21 protein-coding genes are annotated in these 25,128 nt (G+C 70.7%); 8 read left to right on the forward strand and 13 right to left on the reverse strand.

What is annotated here, in order from left to right:
• Positions 1-108: 108 nt before the first annotated feature.
• Positions 109-1,329 carry an amidohydrolase family protein gene (locus tag ACFXJ8_RS01195; RefSeq protein ID WP_379641775.1) on the reverse strand — a complete coding sequence of 407 codons (1,221 nt, stop codon included), beginning with the start codon at positions 1,327-1,329 and terminating at the stop codon, positions 109-111.
• Positions 1,330-1,388: 59 nt separating this feature from the next.
• Between ACFXJ8_RS01195 and ACFXJ8_RS01200 the strand changes: the two genes are divergently transcribed.
• Positions 1,389-1,892 carry a MarR family winged helix-turn-helix transcriptional regulator gene (locus tag ACFXJ8_RS01200; protein WP_379641776.1) on the forward strand — a complete coding sequence of 168 codons (504 nt, stop codon included), beginning with the start codon at positions 1,389-1,391 and terminating at the stop codon, positions 1,890-1,892.
• A 72-nt stretch (positions 1,893-1,964) separates the two neighbouring features.
• Here the strand turns inward: ACFXJ8_RS01200 and trpS are convergent, their stop codons facing one another.
• Both trpS and ACFXJ8_RS01210 read right to left on the reverse strand, forming a co-directional pair.
• Positions 1,965-2,972, reverse strand: a complete 1,008-nt coding sequence (trpS, locus tag ACFXJ8_RS01205) for a tryptophan--tRNA ligase (protein ID WP_379641777.1) — start codon at positions 2,970-2,972, stop codon at positions 1,965-1,967.
• A 14-nt stretch (positions 2,973-2,986) separates the two neighbouring features.
• Positions 2,987-4,297 carry a hemolysin family protein gene (locus tag ACFXJ8_RS01210; protein ID WP_379641778.1) on the reverse strand — a complete coding sequence of 437 codons (1,311 nt, stop codon included), beginning with the start codon at positions 4,295-4,297 and terminating at the stop codon, positions 2,987-2,989.
• Between the two features lie 105 nt (positions 4,298-4,402).
• Between ACFXJ8_RS01210 and galE the strand changes: the two genes are divergently transcribed.
• Entirely contained in the window at positions 4,403-5,362 is a 960-nt protein-coding gene (gene galE, locus ACFXJ8_RS01215) for a UDP-glucose 4-epimerase GalE (RefSeq protein ID WP_379641779.1), read from the forward strand.
• 197 nt (positions 5,363-5,559) lie between these two features.
• Positions 5,560-6,807 carry an MFS transporter gene (locus ACFXJ8_RS01220; protein WP_379641780.1) on the forward strand — a complete coding sequence of 416 codons (1,248 nt, stop codon included), beginning with the start codon at positions 5,560-5,562 and terminating at the stop codon, positions 6,805-6,807.
• On the opposite strand, the gene ACFXJ8_RS01225 is transcribed toward ACFXJ8_RS01220, so the two are convergent.
• The 3 genes from ACFXJ8_RS01225 to ACFXJ8_RS01235 all read right to left on the reverse strand — a co-directional run bounded on the left by ACFXJ8_RS01225 (position 6,745) and on the right by ACFXJ8_RS01235 (position 11,784).
• Entirely contained in the window at positions 6,745-7,923 is a 1,179-nt protein-coding gene (locus tag ACFXJ8_RS01225; protein WP_379641781.1) for a hypothetical protein, read from the reverse strand. The two genes, ACFXJ8_RS01220 and ACFXJ8_RS01225, sit on opposite strands and share 63 nt — an antisense overlap.
• A 770-nt stretch (positions 7,924-8,693) precedes the next feature.
• Positions 8,694-9,668: a malate dehydrogenase gene (locus ACFXJ8_RS01230; protein WP_379641782.1), complete on the reverse strand. Its 975-nt coding sequence runs from the start codon at positions 9,666-9,668 to the stop codon at positions 8,694-8,696.
• Positions 9,669-9,723: 55 nt separating this feature from the next.
• The gene (locus ACFXJ8_RS01235) at positions 9,724-11,784 is read right to left on the reverse strand and encodes a protein kinase (protein WP_379641783.1); all 2,061 of its coding nucleotides are present in this window, start codon (positions 11,782-11,784) and stop codon (positions 9,724-9,726) included.
• 143 nt (positions 11,785-11,927) lie between these two features.
• On the opposite strand from ACFXJ8_RS01235, the gene ACFXJ8_RS01240 reads away from it, so the two are divergent.
• Positions 11,928-13,091 (forward strand): saccharopine dehydrogenase family protein, encoded by a 1,164-nt coding sequence (locus tag ACFXJ8_RS01240; protein ID WP_379641784.1) that lies wholly within the window; start codon positions 11,928-11,930, stop codon positions 13,089-13,091.
• On the opposite strand, the gene ACFXJ8_RS01245 is transcribed toward ACFXJ8_RS01240, so the two are convergent.
• The 4 genes from ACFXJ8_RS01245 to ACFXJ8_RS01260 all read right to left on the reverse strand — a co-directional run bounded on the left by ACFXJ8_RS01245 (position 13,088) and on the right by ACFXJ8_RS01260 (position 17,209).
• A complete protein-coding gene (locus ACFXJ8_RS01245; RefSeq protein WP_379641785.1) occupies positions 13,088-14,128 on the reverse strand; it encodes a polysaccharide deacetylase family protein in 1,041 nt (346 codons plus the stop codon). The genes ACFXJ8_RS01240 and ACFXJ8_RS01245 overlap by 4 nt on opposite strands.
• Before the next feature lie 360 nt (positions 14,129-14,488).
• Positions 14,489-15,706, reverse strand: a complete 1,218-nt coding sequence (locus ACFXJ8_RS01250) for an NADP-dependent isocitrate dehydrogenase (RefSeq protein ID WP_379641786.1) — start codon at positions 15,704-15,706, stop codon at positions 14,489-14,491.
• A gap of 52 nt (positions 15,707-15,758) precedes the next feature.
• Positions 15,759-16,091: a DUF3017 domain-containing protein gene (locus ACFXJ8_RS01255; RefSeq protein WP_379641787.1), complete on the reverse strand. Its 333-nt coding sequence runs from the start codon at positions 16,089-16,091 to the stop codon at positions 15,759-15,761.
• Complete coding sequence (locus ACFXJ8_RS01260; protein ID WP_379641788.1) at positions 16,088-17,209, reverse strand: citrate/2-methylcitrate synthase; 1,122 nt, start codon at positions 17,207-17,209, stop codon at positions 16,088-16,090. Before ACFXJ8_RS01260 ends, ACFXJ8_RS01255 begins: the two co-directional genes overlap by 4 nt.
• 181 nt (positions 17,210-17,390) lie before the next feature.
• Here ACFXJ8_RS01260 and ACFXJ8_RS01265 point away from each other — a divergent pair, with 181 nt between their 5' ends.
• Positions 17,391-18,032 carry an FHA domain-containing protein gene (locus ACFXJ8_RS01265; RefSeq protein WP_379641789.1) on the forward strand — a complete coding sequence of 214 codons (642 nt, stop codon included), beginning with the start codon at positions 17,391-17,393 and terminating at the stop codon, positions 18,030-18,032.
• Here the strand turns inward: ACFXJ8_RS01265 and ACFXJ8_RS01270 are convergent.
• On the reverse strand, positions 17,953-19,116 hold the full coding sequence (locus ACFXJ8_RS01270; RefSeq protein ID WP_379641790.1) for an anhydro-N-acetylmuramic acid kinase: 1,164 nt from the start codon (positions 19,114-19,116) through the stop codon (positions 17,953-17,955). The two genes, ACFXJ8_RS01265 and ACFXJ8_RS01270, sit on opposite strands and share 80 nt — an antisense overlap.
• A 5-nt stretch (positions 19,117-19,121) precedes the next feature.
• The gene (locus tag ACFXJ8_RS01275; protein ID WP_379641791.1) at positions 19,122-20,645 is read right to left on the reverse strand and encodes a glycoside hydrolase family 10 protein; all 1,524 of its coding nucleotides are present in this window, start codon (positions 20,643-20,645) and stop codon (positions 19,122-19,124) included.
• A gap of 144 nt (positions 20,646-20,789) precedes the next feature.
• Here ACFXJ8_RS01275 and ACFXJ8_RS01280 point away from each other — a divergent pair, with 144 nt between their 5' ends.
• The 3 genes from ACFXJ8_RS01280 to murQ all read left to right on the forward strand — a co-directional run bounded on the left by ACFXJ8_RS01280 (position 20,790) and on the right by murQ (position 24,038).
• Positions 20,790-22,205, forward strand: coding sequence for a glycoside hydrolase family 3 protein (locus ACFXJ8_RS01280; RefSeq protein WP_379641792.1), 1,416 nt, complete (start codon positions 20,790-20,792; stop codon positions 22,203-22,205).
• Positions 22,190-23,062, forward strand: a complete 873-nt coding sequence (locus ACFXJ8_RS01285; RefSeq protein ID WP_379641793.1) for a MurR/RpiR family transcriptional regulator — start codon at positions 22,190-22,192, stop codon at positions 23,060-23,062. The genes ACFXJ8_RS01280 and ACFXJ8_RS01285 overlap by 16 nt, the downstream gene beginning before the upstream one ends.
• Before the next feature lie 70 nt (positions 23,063-23,132).
• Positions 23,133-24,038: an N-acetylmuramic acid 6-phosphate etherase gene (murQ, locus tag ACFXJ8_RS01290; RefSeq protein ID WP_379641794.1), complete on the forward strand. Its 906-nt coding sequence runs from the start codon at positions 23,133-23,135 to the stop codon at positions 24,036-24,038.
• A gap of 155 nt (positions 24,039-24,193) precedes the next feature.
• Here the strand turns inward: murQ and ACFXJ8_RS01295 are convergent, their stop codons facing one another.
• Positions 24,194-25,045, reverse strand: a complete 852-nt coding sequence (locus ACFXJ8_RS01295; RefSeq protein ID WP_379641795.1) for a bifunctional methylenetetrahydrofolate dehydrogenase/methenyltetrahydrofolate cyclohydrolase — start codon at positions 25,043-25,045, stop codon at positions 24,194-24,196.
• Between the last annotated feature and the right edge of the window lie 83 nt (positions 25,046-25,128).

Genomic DNA, 25,128 nt, shown 5'->3' on the forward strand with positions numbered 1-25,128 from the left:
CAGGGCCCTTGCCGCCCGAATCCTGACGCCTCCGACGCCCACCGAGCCACCCCGCCTTCGGACACGCTCCCCGCTCCTCACTCCCCGACCCGGTCTGGGGCACGGGTGTCACATGGACACCAGGCGGCCCGCACGCTTCAGGACGCGTCCCGACACCAGCACGGTGTCGACCGCGCTGGTGTCCGCGTTGAGCACGACCGCGCCGATCACGTCCTGCGCGCCGGCCATCGAGGGCGTGTCGGCCCGCAGGAGCTGCAGGTCGGCCTGCTTGCCGACACGCAGCGATCCGGTGACGTCCGCCAGCCCCACCACCTCGGCCCCCTCGATCGTCGCGATCCGCAGCGCGTCACGGGTGGTGAACCCCAGTCCCGCGCCCCCGGGCCTGCCCCGCTCCAGGGCGTGGGCGGCCCGCATCATCCCGAACATGTCGCCGGGGCAGCTGGTCACCGCGTCGGCGCTGAACGAGGCGGGGATGCCGAACTCCCTCGCCCTGCCGGTGACCGGGTATCCGATCGCCAGCGCCATCTCGCTGAACGGCGAGACCGACACGCTGCCGCCGCTGTCCGCGATCCGCTTGAGGTGCTCGTCGGTGTAGTGGTTGGCGTGGATGTAGGTGGTACGAGGGCCGCCCATGAAGCCGTGCGCGTCGAGGAAGGCCAGGCCGCGTTCGGCGCTCTCGGCCCCGAGGCCGCCCATGTGGACGCTCACCGCGAGGTCGAGCTCCTGGGCGAGCCGCCATTCGCCCGCCGCCCGTTCGAGGTCGCCGAACTCGGGGCCGAAGGCGGCGACGGCCATGGTCACCAGGTCTCCGGTGAGCGCCTCGCGGACCCGCCGCCCCTCGGGCGCCATCTGGTCCTGGTCCGTCCCGCCGTGGCAGAAGCCGAAGACGGCCCTGATGCCGGAGGCGCTGAGCGCGTCCACGGCGGCGTCGGTGTGCTCCGGCGTGAACTGCACCTGCGACCAGTCGAGCATGGTCGTGATCCCGCCGTCGAGGCATTCGCGCACGCCCGCGGCGATCCCCGCGTGGACGTCGTCGGGGCCGAAGCGCGGCCCCAGCTCGCCGAGTACATGGGCCACGTAGCCGCCCAGCGTGGTGTCGGGGGCGACCGCCCTGATCGTCGACTGCCAGGTGTGCCGGTGGCTGTCGACGAACCCCGGCAGCACGATCATGCCGGTCGCGTCGATCTCCGCGACTCCTTCCGCGGCCAGGTCAGGCCCGACCGCGGCGATCCTTCCCTCCCTGACGAGCACGTCTACCTCGCCGAGCACGACAGGCTGCGGCTCGGTGTCGATGACGAGGCCGTTCTTGATGATCCATGAATTGCTCATGTGAAAAGCTTATAGAGAAGCTTTTTAGAAAGCAATATGCCTGCGAGTATCCTCGGAGCGTGAACCAGGACGAGGTCGATGGGCTGGTGCCCCGCTGGCGGGAGGCAGGGCTCGCGGAGTCGCTCATCGCCAGCCTGGAGCTGAGCAAGCGGATGTCCCGCCTCCACGGGCTGTTCGAGCAGGCGGTGAAGGCCGAACTGGCCGAGCTCGGGCTGACCTACGCGGAGTTCGACGTGCTCGCCGCGCTGGCCCGCACCGGGCCTCCGCACCGGCTGAAGCCGAGCGAGCTGGCCCGCGCGCTGTTCCTGACCTCGGGCGGCACGAGCAACGTCCTGCAACGGCTGACCGCCGCCGGATATGTCGAACGGGAGGCCAACCCGGGCGACGCCCGCAGCCGCTGGGTCCAGCTCACCCCCGAGGGGCTGCGCGTGGCGAACCTGGCCCTCGAAGGCTCCAGCCGCGCCCACACCGAGGCGATGGCCGGCGTCCCCGAGGCCACGCTGCGCCACGCGGCCGACGCCCTGCGCGAGCTCACCCTCGCCCTGGGCCGCCGCGCCCGCTGACCCCCGACCCCGCACACGGCGAAGGCCCTCGCGGCGGTGGTGACCGTACGGGAGGGCCTTCGAGGGTGATGATCAGAAGGCGCGCGGCAGGAAGCCCACCCGGTCGCGGACCTGGGCCATCGTCTCCCTGGCCACCGCACCGGCGCGCTCGGCCCCGATGGACAGCAGCCGGTCGAGCTCGGCCTCGTCGGCCAGCAGCTTCTCCGTGCGCTCGCGGATCGGCGCGAACGCCTCCACGACCACCTCGGCGACGTCCTTCTTGAACGTCCCGTAGCCCTGCCCCTCGTAGCGTGCCGTCAGCTCGGGGATCGGCGTGCCCGTCAGCGCCGACTGGATGCGCAGCAGGTTGGAGATGCCCGGCTTGTTCTCCTCGTCGAACAGCACCTCGGACCCCGTGTCGGTCACCGCGCGCATGACCTTCTTGCGCAGCGGCCCCGGCTGCTCCAGCACGTCGAGGATGCCCGCGGGCGACGAGGACGACTTCGACATCTTCGCGGACGGGTCCTGGAGGTCGGTGATCTTCTCGACCTCCTTGAGGATGTGCGGCTCGGGGAGGGTGAAGGTGTCGCCGAAGCGGTGGTTGAAGCGCTGCCCGAGGTCGCGGGTCAGCTCCAGGTGCTGCTTCTGGTCGGCGCCGACCGGCACCCTGTTGGCCTGGTAGAGCAGGATGTCGGCGGCCTGCAGGATCGGGTAGGTGAACAGGCCGACGCTGGCCGCGCTCTCGCCGAACTTGGCCGACTTGTCCTTGAACTGCGTCATGCGCGACGCCTCGCCCATGCCGGTGAGGCAGTTCAGCACCCAGGCCAGCTCGCTGTGCTCGCGCACGTGCGACTGGACGAAGACGGTGGAGCGCTCGGGGTCGAGCCCCGCGGCGAACAGCTGCGCGACGGCCACGCGCGTACGGCGGCGCAGGTCGGCGGCCTCGGTGGGCACGGTGATCGCGTGCAGGTCGACCACGCAGTAGAACGCGTCGTGCGTCTCCTGCAACGTCACCCACTGGCGGACCGCACCCAGGTAGTTGCCCAGGTGGAAGGAGTCCGCGGTGGGCTGGATGCCGGAGAGTACACGAGGTCTGGCCATAGCCCGCAATTGTGTCAGGAATCCGGCTCGGGCGGCGACTCGATCAGCAGACGGCGTTTCACCCTGATGCGGGAGATTCGCCGCCCGTCGAGCTCGGTGACGGTGAACTCGAAGCCGGGGATCTCCACACGTTCGCCGACCGTGGCCAGGTGGCCGAGACCGGCCAGCACGAAGCCGCCGAGCGTCTCGTAGGGACCGTCGGGGAGCCTGATGCCGGTCTGGGCGGCGAAGTCGTTGAGGTGGGTCAGTCCGTCGATCTCCAGCTCGCCCGCGGGCAGGAGGACCTCCTCCTCCTCGATGTCGTACTCGTCCCTGATGTCGCCGACGAGCTCCTCGACCAGGTCCTCCATGGTGACGATACCCGCGGTCCCGCCGTACTCGTCGACCACGATGGCCAGGTGGTGGCCCTCGTCGCGCATCTCCCCCAGCGTGGTGAGCACCCGTTTGGAGGCGGGCACGAGCTTGACGGGCCTGATGGGCACGAGCTGGCTGATCGGCTCGATCCGGCCGGTGAGCACGGGGTCGAGCAGGTCCCTGACGTGGACGAATCCCAGGATCTCGTCGTAGGAGGAGCGGTAGACGGGGAAACGGGAGTGCGGCATCGTGGCGGCCAGCACGGCGGCCTCGGCCAGCGGCGTGTCTGCTTCCATGAACTCCACCTCGGTGCGCGGCAGCATCACCTCGCGCAGTTGCCGCTTTCCCGCGGAGAACACCTCGCCGATCAGGTGCCGTTCGTCGGCGGTCAGGTCGGTGTGGCCGACCACCATGTCGCGCAGCTCCTCTGTGGTCATCTCCTCGCGGTCGGCCTCGGGGTCGCCGCCGAGCAGTTTGACCACGCCGTCGGTCGACTTCGACAGCGCCCAGATGACCGGCCGCGACAGACTGGCCAGCCGGTCGAGGAAGGGCGCGACGACGAGCGAGAGTCCTTCGGCGCGCTGCCTGGCCAGGCGTTTGGGGGCAAGCTCGCCGAGCACGAGGGAGACGTAGGAGATGGCGAGCGTCACCAGCACCAGCGCGGTGGGTTCGGCGAAGCCTCCAGGAAGTCCCCAGGCCACCAGGGTAGGTTCGAGCTCGCCGGCTAGCCGGTCGGCGCCGAAGGCGGCCGACAGCATGGTCGCGACCGTGACGCCGATCTGGACGGCCGACAGGAAACGATTCGGGTCCTGGGCCAGTTTCGCGACTCTGGCGCCTCTGCGTCCCAGCTGTTCGAGCTTGCGGATCTGGCTTTCCCGCAGGGAGACCATGGCCATCTCCGCCGCGGCGAAGAAGCCGCCGATCAGGATGAAGAGCAGGACGATGGCGATGTTGGCCGCAACGCTGTTCAACGCAGGTGCTTTCGACGTAGTGGCCTGCCAGATTACCCGGCCCTGCTATGGGGGCAGAGTATGCTGGTGCCGTACAAAATCAAACACGAATAAACAGAGGTGAACATGAGGCTGCTCGTCACCGGAGGCGCCGGGTACATCGGCAGCGTCGTCGCCGCCCAGCTCGTCGAGGCGGGGCACGAGGTGACGGTGCTGGACGACCTGTCGACTGGCCACGCCGACGCGGTGCCCGCGGGGGCCAGGTTCGTGAACCGGCCCATCACCGAGCCGGGCGACGCGCTCGACGGGGTCGACGGCGTGCTCCACTTCGCGGCGAGGTCGCTGGTCGGCGAGTCGGTGGAGCAGCCCGGCCGCTACTGGGCCGGCAACCTGGGCGGCACGCTGGCGCTGCTGGAGGCCATGCGGGTCGCGGGCGTGCGCAGGATCGTCTTCTCCTCCACCGCCGCGACGTACGGCGAGCCCGAGCGCTCCCCCATCCTGGAGACCGACCCGACCCGCCCGACCAACCCGTACGGCGCCTCCAAGCTGGCCGTCGACACCGCGCTGACCGCCTACGCCGGCCTGCACGGCCTCGGCGCGGTCAGCCTGCGCTACTTCAACGTGGCCGGTGCCTACACCGCCCCCGACGGCCGCGTCTACCGCGAGCGCCACACCGTCGAGACGCACCTCATCCCGAACGTCCTCAAGGTCGCCACCGGCGAGCGCGAGTCGGTCAGCGTGTTCGGCACCGACTACCCGACGCCCGACGGCACCTGCGTGCGCGACTACATCCACGTCGCCGACCTGGCCCGCGCCCACCTGCTCGCCCTCGACGCGACCACGCCGGGCGAGCACAAGATCTACAACCTGGGCAACGGCACAGGTTTCTCCGTCCAGGAGGTGATCGAGGTCTGCCGCGAGGTGACGGGCCACCCGATCCCCGCCGTCGTCGGGCCGCGCCGCGCGGGCGACCCCGCCGTGCTGGTCGCCTCGTCCGACAAGATCCAGCACGAGCTGGGCTGGAAGGCCGAACGCGCCGCCATCCGCGACATCGTGGCGGATGCCTGGAATGCCACCACCCGGTAGGCAAAAGTGTGCTGAGATAGCGAAATGTGAGGACCTTTTCACAGAAGGTGCTGTTCGCTCTCGCGATCGTTCTCGGCAGCAGCGTGACCGCCGCCGGGGTGGTGTTCGCCACGGCGGAACCCACCTCGGCGACCCAGCCGGCGCCCGGGTGCACGCCCAAAGCCAGCTAAAGAGGGACGACCGATAATCTTTCGGCCGTGCTCCTCCCCGAACCCGGTCCCGTGCGCTCCCTCGCCTTCTCCGTCCTCCTGCGCGCGACGGGTCGCGGCCTGTTCATCACGGTCAGCGTCATCTTCTTCCTCAGCTCGGTGGGCCTGTCGGCCACGCAGGTCGGCGTCGGCATGACGATCGCGGGCGTCGTCAGCCTCGCCGCGGGACTCCCGTCAGGACGCCTGTGCGACGTGCTCGGCCCGCGCGCCGTCTCCGTCGCCTTCGCCGGGTTCGGCGGCCTCGCCGTCCTCGGCTACGCCTTCGTCGACTCCTTCTGGGGCTTCGCGGCCGTCGCCGCGCTGGCCAAGTTCTCCGACGCGGGAGACAGCGTCGCCCGCGCCACGCTCGTCGGCGGCATCGCACCTCCCGGCGAGCGGGTGCGGGTCCGCGCCTACATCCGCGCCGTCACCAACGTCGGCTGGTCCATCGGCGGCCTGGCCGCCGGCGCGGCCCTCGCCGTCGACACCAGGCCCGCCTACCTCGCCATGGTGTACGGCTGCGCCGCCTGCTACGTCGGCGCGGGGGCGCTGACCCTGCGCATCCCCCACGTCGGCCCCGCCCCGCGCGTCGCCGACGGCGGACCGACGTGGATCGTGCTGCGCGACCGCCCCTACGTCGTGCTCGCCCTGCTCAACATGGTGCTCGTCATGCACCTGTCACTGCTCACCACGATCATCCCGATGTGGATCAAGCACATCGGCGCGCCGGGCGTGATGGTCGCCGCCGTCGGCCTGATCAACACCGTCACCGTCACCCTCCTCCAGGTACGGCTCAGCCGCGGCACCGGCGAACTCGCCACCGCCGCCCGCGCCCAGCGCCGAGCCGGTGCACTCCTGCTGCTGGCCTGCGTGCTGTTCGCGCTCGCGGCAGGACGGCCGATCTGGGCCATGGTCGCCGCCCTGGTCGGCGGCGCGCTCCTGCACGTGTTCGGCGAGCTGCTGCAGTCGGCGGGCTCGTGGGGCCTGTCCTACGAACTGGCTCCCTCGCACGCGCTCGGCCAGTACCAGGGCCTCTACAACACCGGGTGGCAGGCCGCCGAGGTCGTCGCGCCCGTCCTGCTGACGACCGTGGTCATCGGCTGGGGCTGGCCGGGCTGGCTGCTGGTCGGCGCGCTGTTCCTGCTGGCGGGCCTGGCCGTGCCACCCGCCGCCCGCTGGGCCGCCAGAACCAGGTCAGCGTACGGCGACGCGCAGGGCGACCTCGTTGTCGGCAGGCCGGCGATCGCCGAAGCGTGACGAACGGACCGTGCCCTTGACGTTCACGGCGTCACGAGAGGCGGCGTCACGAGAGGCGGCGTCACGAGAGGCGGCGTCACGAGAGGCGGCGTCACGAGAGGCGGCGTCACGAGAGGCGGCGAAGAACAGCTCGAAGCGCACCTTGTCGCCGGGGGCCACCTTGGCCGGTTCGCACACAACCTGCCCGGCCCTCCGCCTGCACGCAGCGTCTCCGGCCACCCGCACGCCACCGCTCCCCACACGCCCCGAATCCTCCGCGCCGCTCCCCAGGCTTCCAGCAGCCCGCGCGGCGCCGCCCGCAGTCCATGGGCTCCCTGGGACTCGCGCGACGCCGCCCCCCGCACGCCCCGGACCCTCGGCGACCCGCACTGCACCGCTTCCCGCGATCCCCGGGACCTGTGCGACGCCGCTCCCTGCAGTCCTCGGCTTCCCTGGGACTCGCGCGACGCCGCTCCCCGCACGCCCCGGACCCTCCGCGGTCGTCGCGGTCGCCGGGGGCTTCGGGGTCGCAACGCCCGCCGGGTCTCCAGAGGTCGCCGACGTCCGCACGCCTGCCAGGTCTGCGGGGGTGGCCACGCTCGCCAGGTTGCCGACGCCGCCCGCGCTGCCCTCGTTCAGCAGACGGGCCCCGTCCGTTCTGAGCTCGACCCGGGCGTCCCTGACGACGTGCGGCCCCCTGTTGCGCACCGTCGCCATGAGCATGAAGACGCCGTCGCGCACCTGCCGCGCCTTGAGCCGCAGCCCGAGGTCGGCGCCTGAGTCGACGGTGGTGGCGAGGGTGGCGCTGTTGTCGGTGCTGTCGACATCTCCCCCGTGCGCCGTCATGCTCGCCACCAGCCGCAACGGGCCGACCGCGTCACGCCGCACGGTCCCGTTGATCGTCACCCCGCCCGAGCCGCCCGCGACCACGTGCTCCGTCGAGGGACAGACCACCTCGCGCAGCGTACGGCCAGGGCGGCAGGTGGCCACGTCCACGCCGACGACGTCGACGCCCTCGGGGACGGCCACCGTGAGGACGGGAAGCACGGCGTCCCCTGGGCCCGCGTTGCGGACGTCCACCCGGTAGCTGATCGGCCGGCCCGGCTGGGCGACCGCGGGAGTGGACGACACTTTCACCGACAGATCAGCCTGCCCCGGCACCGTCCCCGGTCTCTGCCCCTGCCCCGGAACCGTCCCCGGCCCCTGCCCCTGCCCCGGCCCCGGCGCCGTCCCCGGTCTCTGCCCCTGCCCTGGCCCCTGCCCTGGCCCCTGCCCCGGCACCGGCACCGGTCCGTGCCCCGGCACCGGCGCCGTCCCCGGTCCGTGCCCCGGCGCGGTCCCCGCCGCCGCCACCGAACCGCTCATCATCGCAAGAGCCACCGAACCGGCGACCATCGTCCTCGCCACGCGCCCCATACTCACCCTGCCCCCTCGTCGGCCATCCATCTTCCCCGTTGACCTGCGCGAACCCGCTGACCGACACGCCCTGGCACAGGCCCGGAGGCGCGGGTCCCGGGGCCGGAGGGGTTCAGCTGCGCAAAGGGCAGGGGTTCGCTGGGTCAATGCCCGGGGAGGCGCGGTATCCGGAAGACGCGGGATGCCGGGCGCGAAGAAGGTCCAGGCATCAAAGGACAGGTCCCCGAGGCACGGTCACGAAGACGCGAGACCTCTGGGCACGACCATGGAGACGGGAGATCCCGGGGCACGGTCACGAAGACGTGCGGCCCCGGTCACGGCCATGGAGACGCGAGGCCCCGGGCGCGAAGGGGTTCAGGTGTCGAAAGAATCTTCGGTGTGGGGGCGATGTGACGGCGGCCGGCCGAAGTCCTGCTGGAGTACGCGTGAAAGACAGACGGCCACCGGTGACCCCGGTGGCCGTGACCCTGCCTTGCCGTACTAAATGATGATCAGATCAGGCCCAGCTCGCGCACCGCGTCGCGCTCCTCGGCGAGCTCGGCGACGGAGGCGTCGATGCGCTCGCGGGAGAACGCGTCGATCTCCAGCCCCTGGATGATCTCCCAGCGCCCGCCCACCGAGCGGACCGGGAACGACGAGATGAGCCCCTCGGGCACCCCGTACGAGCCGTCAGACGGAATCGCGGCAGAGGTCCACTCCGTGCCGTTCACCCAGTCGTAGACGTGGTCGACGGCCGCGTTCGCCGCCGACGCGGCGGAGGAGGCGCCGCGGGCCTCGATGATGGCCGCGCCGCGCTTGGCGACGGTCGGGATGAAGGTCTCGCGCAGCCACTCGGCGTCGACCTGCTCGGCGGCGATCTTCCCGCCGACCTCGGCGTGGAACAGGTCGGGGTACTGGGTGGCCGAGTGGTTGCCCCAGATCGTCATGTTCTTGATCTCGGTGACCGGCACCTGCAGCTTGGCGGCCAGCTGGGAAAGCGCGCGGTTGTGGTCGAGGCGGGTCATCGCGGTGAAGCGCTCGGCCGGCACGTCCGGCGCGTTCTGCTGGGCGATGAGCGCGTTGGTGTTGGCCGGGTTGCCGACCACCAGAACCCTGATGTCGTCGGCGGCGTGCTCGTTGATCGCCTTGCCCTGCGGGCCGAAGATGCCGCCGTTGGCGCCGAGCAGGTCGCCACGCTCCATGCCGGCCTTGCGGGGCATGGCGCCGACCAGGAGGGCGACGTTGGCGCCGTTGAAGGCGACGTTGGGGTCGTCGGTGATCTCGATCCCGGACAGCAGCGGGAACGCGCAGTCGTCGAGCTCCATCGCGGTGCCCTCGGCCGCCTTCACCGCCTGCGGGATCTCCAGCAGGCTCAGCTTGACCGGGACGTCGGCGCCCAGCAGCTGGCCCGAGGCGATGCGGAACAGCAGGGCATAACCGATCTGTCCGGCGGCTCCGGTGACGGTTACCTTGACGGGCGCGGCCATGGCCTTCCCCTAACTCAGAAGAATGGAATCGTGACGTCTGGATGCTACTCGCTCGTCATCGGCAGGCTTCCATCACGGGTACCTTCAGGTCGGCGCGGAAGTCGACGTTCGGGAAATGGGTGGCCACGAACTGCCCGATCGCGTTGCTCGCGATCATGTTGGAGATCGCGCCCTTGACCGCCTCGCAGGTGCGCGCGTCGCCCTTCTTGATGCCGACGGCGTAGCGCTCGTCGCTCAGCGTGGCGTTCAGGATCCGGTAGCGGGCGTTCTCCCTGTTGGCGAAGCCCGCGAGGATCAGGTCGTCGCCCGCCACGGCGTCGACCTTGCCGGCGGCCAGCAGCCTGATGCAGTCGGCGTAGTTGTTGGCGCTGACGGTGGCCATGTCGACCATCTTCTGCACCTTGCTGACCGCCGAGCTGCGCTGGTCGCACAGCCGCTTGCCCTTGAGATCGGCGGGCTTGGAGAGCTTCGTGTCTCCGTCGCGGACCAGCAGCGCCTGGTGGGCCAGGATGTACGGCCCGGCGAACTGCACGTCGCTGTCGTCGACCGAGTAGGTCGACACGATCAGGTCGACCTCGCCGTCGGCCAGCGCCTGCTCCCGCCGCGCCGGGGGGACGAGGACGAAGGTGATGCCGCTCTCCGGGACGCCCAGCTCCTTCGCGATGCGCTTGGCGACGTCGATGTCGAAGCCGGAGAACCCGCCGTCGCGGTCGCGGTAGCCGACGCCGGGAACGTCGCCTCTCACCCCGATCGTGAGCTTGCCCGTGGTGGCCGCCCTGTCGACGACCGAGTCGCTCGCGGGAGCGGGCTCGTGGCTCTGCTCGCTGACCAGTGCGAGGGGCCAGCCGTACTGGAGGGCGGCCAGCGCGAGCGCGACGACCAGCAGCACGGCCACGCCCAGCGCCACCCACGGCGTCACCGACCTGCGCCGCCTCACGTCGGGCGACGCTGCGGGCAGCACAGCGGGCGACACTGCGGGCGGCATGAGGTGCTGGGCGGGCCCCGGCTGGTCGGGCGGCATCGTGTGGAGCGGCACGGGCGGCAGGGTGGGCGGCTGACCCCCCGACTGGCCAGGCCCCGGTCGGCCGGGCCCCGGCTGGTCCGGCGGCATCGTGTGGACGGGCGCCTGGCCGCCCGGCTGCGCGGGAAAGCCCGCATACGCCGAGCCCCCCGACGTCGAGCCACCCGAAGCCCCCGCGGTCGCCGGGTGAGCCATGGCAGGGCGCAGCCGCGCCATCGGTGTCGTGTCGTCGCTGGCGATCTTCACGCCCTGGCTGAGCACCGCCGTGGACGCGCCCGCCGTACGCGGAGGATGGCCGAGCAGCCGCAGCAGGATCTCGTCGGCGGAGGGCCGCTCCCTCGGGTCCTTGGCCAGCGCGGCGGCGGCCACCCCGCGCAGCGGCTCGGGCAGCGTGCTGACGTCGACGACGTGGTTGAGGATGCGGTTCAGCACGACCGCGATCGAGTTGCCCTCGAAGACGGTCACGCCCGTCGCCGCGTAGGCGATCGTGGCCCCCCAGGCGAACACGTCGGTGTAGGGCCCGATGTCGTCGCCCGCGATCTGCTCGGGCGCCATGTAGGCGGGCGTGCCGATGGCCCTGCTGGTGATCGTGCCGGTCGAGTCGATGATGCGGGCGATGCCGAAGTCGACGACGCGCGGCCCGTCGGCGGCGATGAGCACGTTGTCCGGTTTGAAGTCGCGGTGGATGATCGAGGCCTGGTGGATGGCGGTGAGCGCGGTCGCGGTGCCGATCGCCAGCCGTTCCAGCGCCTGGCCAGACAGCGGCCCGTCGCTCTCCACGACGTCCCTCAGGGAGAGCCCGTCGATGTACTCGCTGGCGATGTAGGGGGTGTCGCCCTCGAGGTCGGCCTCGATCACCCGGGCCGTGCAGAACGAGGCGACGCGCTGGGCCGCCTTCAGTTCCCTGGCGAAGCGTGACCTGGCGATCGTGTCGCCGCTGAACTTCACGTGCAGCAGCTTGATCGCCGCACGTTCGCCCTGGTTGTCAGCCCCCAGGTAGACGATCCCCTGACCGCCCTCCCCGATGCGTCCGGACAGCGTGAACGAGCCCAGGTGGCTGGGGTCGCCCGCTATCAACGGCGCGATCTGCGGCATTCGTCTTCCCCACGTTGGCTTCAGCCCGACCACGCAAACTTTACGACGCTCAGGAAGCTCCCAGGGATCCGTTAACCGTTCGTGACGTCACAGTTCCTTACTCCCTGAGTGAGATTTCTCGGCAGAATGTCATTCTGGTAGGCGTGTACGACATCGTGCTGCTCGGAGCGACCGGCTTCACCGGCGCCCTCACCGCGGAATACCTTGCCGGAGCCGTGCCCCCGGGCTGCCGGTGGGCGCTGGCCGGCCGTGATCGCGCCAAGCTGGAGGCGCTGGGCCTGGACGTCCCCCTCCTGCACGCCGACGTCACCGACCCCGCCTCCCTCGACGCCCTCGCGGGACAGGCGCGCGTGGTCGCCACCACCGTCGGCCCCTATCTCCGGTACGGCGAGCCGCTCGTCAAGGCGTGCGCCCAGGCGGGCACGCACTACGTCGACCTGACAGGGGAGCCCGAGTTCGTCGACCGGATGTTCGTCCGCTACGACGGCCTCGCCGCACGCACGGGAGCCAAGATCGTGCACGCGTGCGGGTTCGAGTCCATCCCCTACGACCTCGGCGTCCTGCACACGGTCGATCTGCTGCCCTCGGGCGTACCGCTCAAGGTCAGCGGTTTCCTGCGGGGCAGCGGCAGGCCGTCGGGCGGCACCCTGCGCTCGGCGGTGACCGCCATGTCGCGGGCGCGGCAGATGGCCGAGGCCGCCACGCAGCGCAGGTCCGCCGAGATCAGGCCGAAGGGCCGCAAGGTGAGCGCGCTGCCCGGCGGCCTGCGCCACGTCGGCGGCTGGGCGCTGCCGATGCCCACCATCGACCCCCAGATCGTCGGCCGGTCCGCCCGCGCGCTCGACAGCTACGGTCCCGACTTCACCTACCGCCAGTACTTCGCCGTCAGGCGGCTGCCCTCGGCGCTGGCGGTGGCGGCGGGAGCGGGAGCAGTGGCGGTCCTCGCCCAGATCCCTGCGGGCCGCGACTGGCTGCTCGGCAGGATCGCGCCCGGCGATGGACCGTCAGCGGAGCAGCGGGCGCGCGGCTGGTTCAGGCTCACCCTGCTCGGCGAGGGCGGCGGTGAGCGCGTCGTCACCGAGGTCTCGGGCGGCGACCCCGGCTACTCCGAGACCGCGAAGATGCTGGCTGAGTCGGCGCTGTGCCTGGCCTTCGACGACCTGCCCGACGTGGCGGGACAGCTCACCACGGCGGTCGCCATGGGCAGGCCGCTCATCGACCGCCTCCAGGCGGCGGGCATCCGCTTCACCACGCGCCCGGGATCGAGCCGCTCGATCCCGGGGCGATCGTCCTTCCAGGAGGGCTAGTACGGCAGCGCGCGCTGCGCGAAGGTCTTACGCAGGAAGGGCGCCTTGAACTTGGGGAAGGCCACCGTCTGCGGGTCCCCGTCGGAGGTGTAGCGCTGGTCGGGGTTGGACTTCAGCCAGTCGAACCACGCCGTCGAGCAGAACTGCGAGCAGTCGCCCTTCTTGTCCATGGCCCTGATGCGCGGGATGCCGAGCGGGTCGAAGTTCTTGTTGAACGGCGCCGCCGCCGGCGTGTACCCGGCCAGGAACACCCCCGCGTGGTTGTAGGCGGTCGATCCGCTCTTCCCGTTGGCCGCCCAGCTCTTCTTGCTGGGCTGGTTCCCGTACGGCAGGGCCAGCGTGATCGGCGCCGCGCCGTCGAGGTCGGTGACCAGGCGCTGACCCGCCGCGATCTCGGCGGCCACCTGCTTGTGCGATTTGCCCAGCAGGTTGAGGTGGTCGCGGGTGTGGTTGCCGATGTCGAAGCCGTTCTGCTTCAGCCACAGCAGCATCTGCGCCTGCTCCTCCGGCGTGGTCTTGCCGAACATGTCGCGGGTCACGTAGAAGGTGGCGACCGGGCGGAAGCCGGGGTTCTTCCTGGCGACGTCCTGCAGGATGGCGACGGCGGTGTCCGGTTTCACCTGGCCCAGCTCGTCCATCGAGAGCTGGGAGGGCGAGGAGTCGTCGAAGGTGAGGACGACGGCGTGCTTGCCGGCCGGGATGTCGATCTTGCCGGTGACGAACTCGGCGGCGGTGATCGGCACGTAGCCGTCCTTGGCCATGCGTTCGAGGTCGGCGCGGAACTGCTTAGGGGTGCGGTCGTCCTGGGTGGTCGGCTTCTCGATCACCCGGTGGAACATGATGACTGGGATCTGGCCCAGCTCGTTGGCCTTGACCTTGGCGGCGTTGGCCACCTTGGCGGCCTTGGCGGCCTGCGCCTGTCGTTGCATGGCGGCCTGGTCCAGCTGCGGCTTGGCGACGTTCGCCGCGGTGTTCGCGCCGCCGCAGCCGGCGGTCAACGCGCCTATCACAATCAGCCCTGCACCCAGCATCCGCATGGGAACCCCCCGGTAGATCGACTACAGGGGGCTCTTACCCATCTACGGTCCGTGAATGGACCGTGCGTCGGTATGGAATCGACCAGGAAACCTGCGACGGCGTGATCGGCGCCGTTTCTCGGGTAGGCGGCCTCGCGCGGGGGTTCGGCGGGCCGTACCGGGCTCCCGGGCCTTGGCGATCACTTTGCCGCCGCGGGGCGGGTTGCCGGTGGGGCCGGTCCGGGGGCCGGGTCCGGCGGAGACTGGTCCCCCGGGAAGCCGGTCTGGCGAGGGGGCAGGCCGCCGGTGGGGCGGTGCGCCGGTCTCGGGCAGACGCGAGAGGGCCGCCCGTGGGCGGCCCTCAGCGATCGGGGAAGAGGGTCAGACGGCCATCTTCTTCTTCAGGTTCTCGTCCAGCGCCGCCAGGAAGTCCTGGGTGGTCAGCCACTTGGCGTCGCCGCCGACCAGCAGCGCGAGGTCCTTGGTCATCTGACCGCTCTCGACGGTCTCGACGCAGACCTGCTCCAGCTTCTCGGCGAACTCGGTCACCGCGGGGGTGTTGTCGAGCTTGCCGCGGTGCTGCAGACCGCGCGTCCACGCGAAGATCGAGGCGATCGGGTTCGTGGAGGTCGGGTTGCCCTTCTGGTGCTCACGGTAGTGACGGGTCACCGTGCCGTGAGCGGCCTCGGCCTCGACGGTCTGGCCGTCGGGGGTCATGAGGACAGAGGTCATCAGGCCGAGCGAGCCGAAGCCCTGCGCGACGGTGTCGGACTGGACGTCGCCGTCGTAGTTCTTGGCCGCCCAGACGTAGCCGCCCTCCCACTTCAGCGCCGCGGCGACCATGTCGTCGATGAGGCGGTGCTCGTAGGTGATGCCGGCCTTCTCGAAGTCGGACTTGAACTCGGTCTCGAACACCTCGGCGAACAGGTCCTTGAAGCGGCCGTCGTAGGCCTTGAGGATCGTGTTCTTCGTCGAGAGGTAGACCGGGTAGTTGCGCGCCAGGCCGTAGCGCATGGAGGCGCGGGCGAAGTCGCGGATCGAGTCGTCCAGGTTGTACATCGCCATCGCGACGCCGCTGCCGGGGAAGTCGTACACGTCCAGCTCGATCGGCTCGGAGCCGTCCTTGGGGGTGTACGTCAGCGTGAGCGTGCCCTCGCCGGGGATCTTCAGGTCGGTGGCGCGGTACTGGTCGCCGAAGGCGTGACGGCCGACGACGATCGGCTTGGTCCAGCCGGGCACCAGGCGCGGCACGTTCGACATGATGATCGGCTCGCGGAAGATGACGCCGCCGAGGATGTTACGGATGGTCCCGTTCGGGGACTTCCACATCTTCTTGAGGCCGAACTCCTCGACCCGCGCCTCGTCGGGCGTGATGGTGGCGCACTTGACGCCGACGCCGTACTTCTTGATGGCGTTGGCGGCATCGATGGTGACCTGGTCGTCCGTGGCGTCGCGGTGCTCGATGCCGAGGTCGTAGTACTTCAGGTCGACGTCGAGGTAGGGAAGGATCAGCTGGTCCTTGATGAACTGCCAGATGATCCGGGTCATCTCGTCGCCGTCAAGCTCGACGACGGGGCCCTCTACCTTGATCTTGGGCATGCGTATGGTTCCCCTTCGTGACAAATAATGATTGAGGTTATCGGAGGCGTGGTCACCGGCCGAAAAGGGCCAGGATCTGCGCCTTCAGTTCGGGGTACTCGAGGAACAGCGCGGTGACCACCAGCGCGGCTCCGAGCACCGCCATCGTCCAGACGTCGACGCCCTTCGCCCGTACGGCAAGCGCCCCGCCGTACCCGGCGAATCGGACGGCGGCCGCGACCAGGAGCACCGCTCCGAGCGCGAACCCGCCCCATTCGGCGTCCACCAGGAAGAGTACGAGCACGCCAAGAGCCGCACCCGCCAGAACCAGCGGGTACGGTCCCCAACCCTCGTCGCTCGGACGCCCGTTGACGTGGGCGCCCTCGCCCTCTTCCACTTGGCTCATCTCTCGTCGATGGGCTTCCATTTCTGGTCACGCTCGCCGATGTACTCACTGTCCGGCCTGATCAGCCTGTTGTCCGCGTGCTGCTCGATCACGTGCGCGGTCCATCCGGACATGCGGCTGATCGAGAAGACCGGGGTGAACAGGTCGGTCGGAATGCCAAGGTAGTGGTAGACCGTGGCGGCGTAGAAGTCGACGTTGGGATAGAGGCCCTTCGTCTCGAGGACGACCTCCTCCATCTCCTTCGACATTCGATAGTAGGTGTCGTCGCCGGACGCCGTGGCCAGTTCCTCCGACATCCTGCGCAGGTGCGTGGCGCGCGGGTCCTCGGTCTTGTAGACGCGGTGACCGAAGCCCATGATCTTCTCGTGCGCGGCCAGCTTGTCGCGCACCGACTGCGCCACCCGTGACGGGTCGAGCGACTCCAGCGTCTTCATGACCTGCTCGTTCGCGCCGCCGTGCAGCGGGCCCTTCAGCGTGCCGATGGCGGCGACGATGGCCGAGTGCATGTCGGACAGCGTCGCGGCGCACACGCGGGCGGCGAACGTGGAGGCGTTCATGGTGTGGTCGGCGTGCAGGACCAGGCAGGTGTCGAACAGCTCGACCTCGCGCTGCGTCGGCGTACGCCCCGTGACCTGCAGGAGGAAGTTTCCCGCGATGCTGAGGGAGTCGTCGGCGTCGGGCAGGGCCTTGCCGGTGCGAGCGGCGTGGTACCTGGCCACGAGCAGCGGCTGCTGGGCGGTCAGCCTGGCGGCCTTGCGCAGGTTGGCGTCGGGTTCGATGGAGTCCTTGTCGGGATCGTCGGCTCCGGAGAGGGAGACCATCGAGCGCAGCGCCTCCATGGGCTTCTGCTTCTCGGCGATCTCGGCGATGTTGGCCGAGACCAGCGCGCCCAGCTCGCGTCCTGCGACGAGCTCGTCGCCGTACTCGCCCAGCTCCTGGCGTGTGGGCAGCTTGCCGCGCTGCAGGAGGTGGGCGGTTTCTTCGAACGTCACGCGGCCGGCCAGGTCATGGATGTCGTATCCACGATAGAAGAGGCGACCGGCCTTCCCGTCGATGTCGCTCAGCGCTGTGGACGCGGCGACGACATCGGCCAGGCCTTTTGTGGGCTTGTCCGCCATGTGTGTTTCCTCCGCTTATCTTGGTCCGAAGTCTACCCGTGAGCAGGTAAAACCGGCCGCAGAGGTCCAGACCAATTTCAGGCCGGATTCTCCTTATGGCAAAGGCGATTCCGCATCCCTTCGTTTGGGTAAGCCGGAGCTGTAGTAACAGTAACGGCGGGCTACCTGGGGAGGAACTGCCGTGGAGGGGCCCTTCATACGCATCGAGGACACCGGCGAGGTGGTCCCGTTGCGTCCCGAGATCACGACTGTGGGAAGGGGCCGCGGTGTCGACATCCGGCTGACCGACCCGAGCGTGTCTCGGCTCCACGCTGAGTTCGTACGGCGCGGACCGTACCTGTATGTCGTTGACCTGGGCCTGTCCCGCAACGGCACACGGGTGAACGGGAGGCCGATCGCCCGGAGGGTCCTTGACGACGGCGACGTCGTCTCCTTCGGTGCCGCGCGCGGGCGCATCGGTGGCGTGCCGCGCGAGGACTTCGCGCCAGAGGTCGAGCTGCGCAGGGCCGCCGCGCCCGAGCTGACCAGGCGTGAGGTCGACGTGCTCACGTCGCTGTGCAGGCCCGCGCTGTCGGATGAGGCGTTCGTCGCCCCCGCGACGGCGCGCGAGATCGCCGACGACCTGGTGGTCACCGAGGCAGCGGTGAAACAGCACCTGCTGCGGCTCTACCAGAAGTTCAGGATCCCCGAGGGCACCAACCGGCGCACCAGGCTGGCCAACGAGGTGGTCGCGCTCGGTCTGGTCAGGCCGACACCGGTGGTTCCCCCACAGCGCTCCGGCTCGGCACAGGAGAGCCAGCCGGCGGGGCGCCGCGCCAGCTGATCCGCAGGGCGACCGGTGCTTCGGCGAGGGGTTCCGGCAGTCTGAGCGGTCCGGATCCCGGAGTGATCGTGCCGAGTATGCGCGGGCCTGTCGCGCCCGTGCATGCCGGCACGGTGGCGGGCAGGCCGTGCGCGGTCAGCCAGCCGAACAGCGAGAAGGCGACGGCTTCCTTCGCGTCGGAGGGGATGCCCAGGTCGTCACTCGGGATCAGGCGTGCCCGTGTCAGCGACGCGAGAATCCGCATGAGCGTGGGGTTGCACGTGCCGCCACCCGAGACGATCACGGTGTCGAGGTCGTGCCTGGCGATCTCGTCGGCGACCGTCCTGGCCGTCAGCGCGGTCAGGGTCGCCACGAGGTCGGCCTGCGGCAGGTCCGAGGTGACGTAGCCGGGGGTGAACAACTCCTTGCCGGTGGTCTTGGGCGGATCGAGCCGGTAGTAGGGCTCGGCCAGCAGTTCGGCCAAGAGCTTCTCGTCGACCGTGCCCGCCGCCCCCAGCGCCCCGTCCCTGTCGTACGGCGGGGCCGCCGCGTCGATGAGCGCGCACGCGGGCCCGGTGTCGTAGGCGTACTCGGCGGTCGTCAGGTTGGCGATCCCGCCGAGGTTGAGCGCGCCCGCCCGGCCCGGCAGACCGCCGATCAGCAGCCGGTCGAGGTAGGAGACGAGGGGCGCGCCCTGCCCTCCGGCCGCCACGTCGCGCACCCGCAGGTCGGAGACGACGGGCAGGCCGGTGCGCTCGGCGATCCAGGCGGGCTGGCCGAGTTGCAGCGTGCCGTACACGTGGCCGTCGGCGACCCAGTGGTAGAGCGTCTGGCCGTGGGAGCAGATCAGGTCGGCCTCGCCCGCGGCGTGGGCGGCCTCGGCGAAGGCCTGGCCGATGAGGGTGTCGAGCGCGCAGACCTCGCCCATCGTGACGGGCGCGGGGGGCAGCGCGGCCAGGAGGCGGGCTCTCAGCTCGGCCGGGTAGGGCCGCTCGCCGGTGTGGGTGATCTCACCGGTGAGGGTCCCGTCCTCCATCGACCAGTCGACGATCGCGCTGTCGATCCCGTCGTGGGAGGTGCCGGACATCAAGCCGAGAACCCGCATGTCTCCTACCAGACCCTTCGGCCGTGGCTGGGCCTGCTGGTCCTGCTGACCCGGTCGACGGCCATGACGTAGTAGTGGTCGCCCTTCTTGCCCTCGGCGTCCGTCCAGCGTACGTGCCGGTCGCCGGGGATGACCGCCACCAGGTTGCGGGCGTCGTCGAAGTTCTCGATCTCGCCGGCCGACCTGAAGATCGCGAACTGGAACGGCTCGTGTCTGCCGGTCGCGACCACGTTGAGCTCGACGCCCCCGTTGACCCTGCGCGCGAAGGCGAGGACAGGCCGCCTGGGCTTCTCGCCGTCGGCGAGCCTGGGCAGCAGGGGCGGCAGCGCGGGCCGCTGGTAGTGGTCCTTGACCGCGGTGCTGATCGAGCCGATCCGGTCGACGCGCAGGTCGTTGGCGTTGTACCAGATGTCGCCGCCGATCTGCGGGTGCGACCGGTTGAGCGTCAGGTGCTTGGACAGCTCGGCGGGGTCCTGCCACTCAGGGGCCTGCCCCGCAGTGCCCGCCTTATAGGCGGCCTGGCCGATCCACAGCATCGTGCCGGTGCCGTCGGCCACGTCGGACCACCAGGGCACGAGCTTGCTGTAGTCGGCGGGCGGCTGCCCGATGTACCAGTAGAGCTGGGGCGCGATGTAGTCGAGCCACCCCTTCTTGACCCAGCCGCGGGTGTCGGCGTGCAGGTTGTCGTAGGACTGGCCGCCGTTGGTGTCGGAGCCGAGCGGGTCGGTGCCCTTGTTGCGCCAGATGCCCGACGGGCTGATGCCCCACGCCACCTCGGGCTTGGCCTCGCGCACCCGCTGCTGCATCTCCGAGACCATCAGGTCCACGTTGTGGCGCCGCCAGGTGGCCAGGTCGGGGAAGCCCGCGCCGTACTGGGCGAAGGTGGCGGCGTCGTCGAAGGCCGTGGTGTTGGTCGGGTAGAAGTAGTCGTCGAAGTGCAGGCCGTCGATGTCGTAGCGGGTCAGCGCGTCGAGCATCGCGTCCTGGCAGAACTTGCGCACCTCGGGGATGCCGGGGTTGTAGTAGAGCTTGCCGCCGAACGGCAGGATCCACTCGGGGTGCACGCGCCCGGGGTGCGAGGGGTGCAGCTTGGTGGGGTCGGTCTGCATCGAGACGCGGTACGGGTTGAACCACGCGTGGAAGGTGAGGCCGCGCTTGTGGGTCTCCTCGACGGCGAAGCCGAGCGGGTCGTAGCCGGGGTCCTGCCCCTGCACGCCGGTGAGCCAGTGCGACCAGGGCTCGAACGGCGACGGCCAGAACGCGTCGGCCGTGGGCCTGATCTGCACGAACACCGAGTTGAGCTTGCGCTGGACCGCCAGGTCGAGCCAGGCGATGAACTCCGCCTTCTGCTCGTCGGCGCTCAGGCCCTGCTTCGACGGCCAGTTGATGTTGACGACGGAGGCGATCCACATGCCCCGCATCTGGCGCAGCGGCGGCACGTAGTCGGGCTCGGCGAAGGCGGGCAGCGGCACGACGGAGGCGGCCGCGGCGAGGGCCAGACCCTTCAGAACGGTCCTTCTAGTGGGCATGGGGGGTGCCTCTCGGGGGAGGTGGTTGTGTTCGAGGGCGACGATGGCAGAAAATTACCTTCAGATCAACATTTGTGAAGGAAAATGCCGCCTTGGCCGAGTGGCGACCAGCCGCTCGGTCGTGAGGCCGACCGAGGAGATCTCGTGACCGCTGATCTGCACCGACTCGCCCTGACCGTCCTGCAGCCGGGGTTCGAGGGCGTCACCGCCCCCGACTGGCTGCGGAAGGCCCTGGGCGAGGGGCTGGGCGGCGCCGTGCTCTTCGCACGCAACGTCTCGGACGGCACGGCAGGGCTGGTCGCCGCGCTGCGCGCGGAGAACCCCGGCGTGGTGGTCGCCATCGACGAGGAGGGCGGCGTCGTCACCCGCCTGGAGACGCGTGAGGGCAGCTCCTTTCCCGGCAACAGGGCGCTCGGCGTGGTCGACGACGTGGCGCTGACCGAGCGGGTGGGCCGGCAGATCGGGCGGATGCTCGCGGAGCTGGACATCACCCTCGACTACGCCCCTTCCGTCGACGTCAACGCCAACCCGGCCAACCCGGTGATCGGCGTGCGCTCCTTCGGGCCGAGCGCCGACCTGGTCGCCCGCCACTCCGTCGCCTACATCCAGGGCGTGCAGGGGGCGGGCGTGGCCGCGTGCGCCAAGCACTTCCCCGGGCACGGCGACACCGTCACCGACTCGCACCTGGCGCTGCCGACCGTCCACGCCTCCCTCGCCGAGCTTCGCGAACGCGACCTGCCGCCGTTCGAGGCGGCCATCAAGGCGGGCGTGCGCTCCGTCATGTGCGGGCACCTGCTGGTCCCCTCGCTCGACCCGGCGATGCCCGCGACGCTGAGCCGTACGATCCTGACCGGGTTGCTGCGGGAGGAGCTCGGCTTCGACGGGATGCTGGTCACCGACGCGATCGAGATGCGGGCGGTCGCGGCGATGTACTCGCCGGGCGAGATCGCCGTACGGGCGCTGGCCGCGGGTGTGGACGCGATCTGCGCGGGGGTGGTCACCGCCGAGAGCCTCTACGAGCTGCGCGACGCGATCGTGGCCGCCGTCCTCGACGGGTCGCTGCCGGAGGAGCGCCTGGCCGAGGCCGCCGGACGGGTGCGGGCCCTGTCCGACTGGTACGGCAGGCAGCCCCGCGACGCCGAGCCCGACGACACGGCCGGAACGGAGGCCGCCGAGAGGGCGCTCACCATCACCGGTTCGGCCCGGCTGACCGCCGCCCCGCTCGTCGTCGAGGTCAACACCCGGCACAGCCAGGCGATCGACCCGGACACCCCGACAGGGCTGGCCGCCGCGCTCGGCGAGGTGCTGCCGGGCACCGCGCGGACCGCCACGCCCGACCTCTCCTCCGTCCCGGACGAGCGGCCCGTGGTGCTGGTCGTCCACGACGCGGCCCGGCATCCGTGGGTGCGCGAGACGGTGGCGGACGCCGTACATCAGCGCCCCGATGTGATCGTCGTCGAGACCGGCATCCCCGGCGAGCCGTCGGGCACGGCCCACATCGCCACGCACGGCATCTCCAAGGTCTCGGCGAAGGCGGTGGCCCGATGGCTGACCAGGTGAACGAGCCGGTCAACCCGGTCTCGGCGGTGCGGGCGGTGCTGCCGTCCCTCACCCCCGCGGCGCAGGCCATCGCCAGGATCATCCTGGAGGACCCCGGCGTGGTTGTGCGCAGCACGATCACCGAGTTCAGCGCCGTGTCGGGCACCAGCGAGGCGACCATCGTGCGCACCGCCCGCGCCCTGGGCTACTCCGGCTATTCCCAGCTCCGTTTCGCGCTGGCGGGCGCCGTCGCGAGAGAGACGCCCGAACGGCTGGTGCCCGGCGACCTCGGCCCCGACGACCCGCTCACCGACGTGATCGCCAAGGTGACGCGGGCGGAGATGGACGCGCTGTCCGACACCGCCGAACAGCTCGTGCCCGACCAGCTCGGCGAGGTGGTGGCGGCCGTCGCGAGCGCTCGCAGGATCAACGTCTACGGCGTCGGCGCCTCGGGGCTGGTGGCGGCCGACCTCGCGCACAAGCTGATGCGCATAGGCCTGTCCAGCCACCCGTTCAACGACGCGCACCTCGCGCTGACCAGCGCCGCACTGCTGCGCGAGGGCGACGTCGTGGTGGCGGTGAGCTGCTCGGGCGAGACGACCGACGTCATCGAGCCCACCAGGACAGCGAAGGAGGCGGGCGCGCTGGCCATCGCCATCACCAACAACCCGCGCTCCTCGCTGGCCCAGACGGTCGACCACGTGCTGGTGTCGGCGGGGCGGGAGACGGCGTTCCGGCCGGGGGCGCTGGCCAGCAGGATCAGCCAGCTGCTGATCGTCGACTGCATCTTCGTCGGGCTGGCGCAGCGCACGTTCGACAGCTCGGAGACGGCGCTGCGGGCGACGAGGGAGGCGCTGGAGGTCTTCAGGACCCGATAAGGGGTTGGATGAAGGAAATTTTCACATATAGTCGTCGGTAGCTAGCTTTTCTCCATCCTGCGGGGGGACCATGACGCGCGGCATCTCCGATCTCGTCACCGAGCAGCGCCTGCCCGGCCTCGACGACCTCGACATGCTGCCCACGATCGACCTGGTCAGGCGCATGAGCGAACAAGACTCCCTGGTGCCGGCAGCGGTCGCGGGGCAGTCCGAGCAGATCGCCGCCGCCGTCGACGCCGTCTCCGCGCGCCTGCGGCAGGGCGGCAGGCTCATCTACCTCGGAGCCGGTACGGCAGGCCGCATCGGCATGCTCGACGCCAGCGAGTGCGGGCCCACCTTCGGCACCACGCCGTCGGAGGTGTTCGCGCTCATCGCGGGCGGCCCCTCGGCCTTCACGGTCGCCGTCGAAGGCGCCGAAGACTCGGCCGCGCTGGCCGTCGCCGACCTCACAGCGGTGGAGGTGTCGGCCGCCGACGCGGTGGTGGGCATCTCGGCCAGCGGGCGGACACCGTACGCGGTGGGAGGCGTACGGCACGCCCGCGCCGCCGGCGCGCTGACCGTCGGGGTCGCGTGCAACGCGGGCTCGGCGCTCGGCGCGGCGGCGGACCTCGCCATCGAGGTGGTGGTCGGCCCCGAGTTCCTCACCGGGTCGACCAGGCTGAAGGCGGGAACGGCGCAGAAGCTGGTCTGCAACATGATCTCGACGCTGACCATGGTGCGGCTCGGCCGCACGCACGGCAACCTGATGACGCACCTGGTGGCCTCGAACGAGAAGCTGTGGGCCCGCGCCCAGGACATGGTGTCGTCGATCACCGGGCTGCCGGACACGGAGGTCGCCCCCGCCCTGCGCGCCGCCGACGGTTCGGTCCCCGCGGCGGTCATCATGCTCCTCACAGGGGCTGACCCCGCCGAGGCCCGCGCCGCCCTGGAGCGCACCTCCGGCAACCTCCGCGAGGCCCTCCGCTCCTTCGCCTGAGCCCGCCCGGCAGACCTGAGCCCGCCGGGCAGACGTGAGCCCGCCGGGTGAAGCGGCCCCTCCCCCTCGTCACGGCCCCACTCCTTAAAGAAGAGCACCCCGTGACCACGGAGAGCGGCTCGATCACGTTCCCGGGTGACCGCCTCCCCAAGGGGTCAGCCGAGGGCGTGTTCGGCAGCCTCCACCACGTTGGACAGCAGCAGCGCCCGCGTCATCGGCCCCACGCCACCCGGGTTGGGCGTGAGGAACCCGGCCACCTCGGCCACGTCCGGCGCCACGTCGCCCGCGATCTTCCCGTCCACCCGCGACACGCCCACGTCGAGCACCGCCGCGCCCGGCTTCACCATGTCGGCGGTGATCAGCCCCGGCACGCCCGCCGCCGCCACCACGACGTCCGCACGCCGCACGTGCGCGGCCAGGTCGGCCGTACCGGTGTGGCAGAGCGTCACGGTCGCGTTCTCGCTGCGCCTGGTCAGCAGCAGCCCGAGCGAGCGCCCGACCGTGATGCCGCGCCCGACCACCACGACGTCGGCGCCCTTCAGCGGCACGCCGTACTCCTGCAGCAGCAGGACGATGCCGTGCGGCGTGCACGGAAGGGGCGCGTCGACCATGTGGACGAGGCGGCCGAGGTTGACGGGGTGCAGGCCGTCGGCGTCCTTGGCCGGGTCCATGCGCTCCAGCAGCGCCATCGTGTCGAGGTGCTTGGGCAGCGGGAGCTGGACGATGTAACCGGTGCAGGACGGCGAGGCGTTGAGCTCGTCGACGGCGGCCTCGAGGTCGGCCTGGGTGGCGGTCTCCGGCAGGTCGACGCGGAGGGAGGCGATGCCGACCTCCGCGCAGTCGCGGTGCTTGCCCGCGACGTAGATCTGGCTGCCGGGGTCGTCGCCGACCAGCACGGTGCCGAGACCGGGGACGACGCCCCGCTCCTTGAGCGCGGTCACCCGCGCGGTGAGGTCCGCCTTGATCCTGGCCGCGGTCGCCTTGCCGTCGAGTTTCACAGCGCTCATGCCCACATCCTTGCAGAGCCCCCTCTGCGGTCCGCAAGCCCCGCCCCGACCGTCCCGGCAGTTGGCACGGCTACGCTGACCGT

This window comes from Nonomuraea sp. NPDC059194, from assembly GCF_042754765.1.
Classification (GTDB): Bacteria; Actinomycetota; Actinomycetes; order Streptosporangiales; family Streptosporangiaceae; genus Nonomuraea.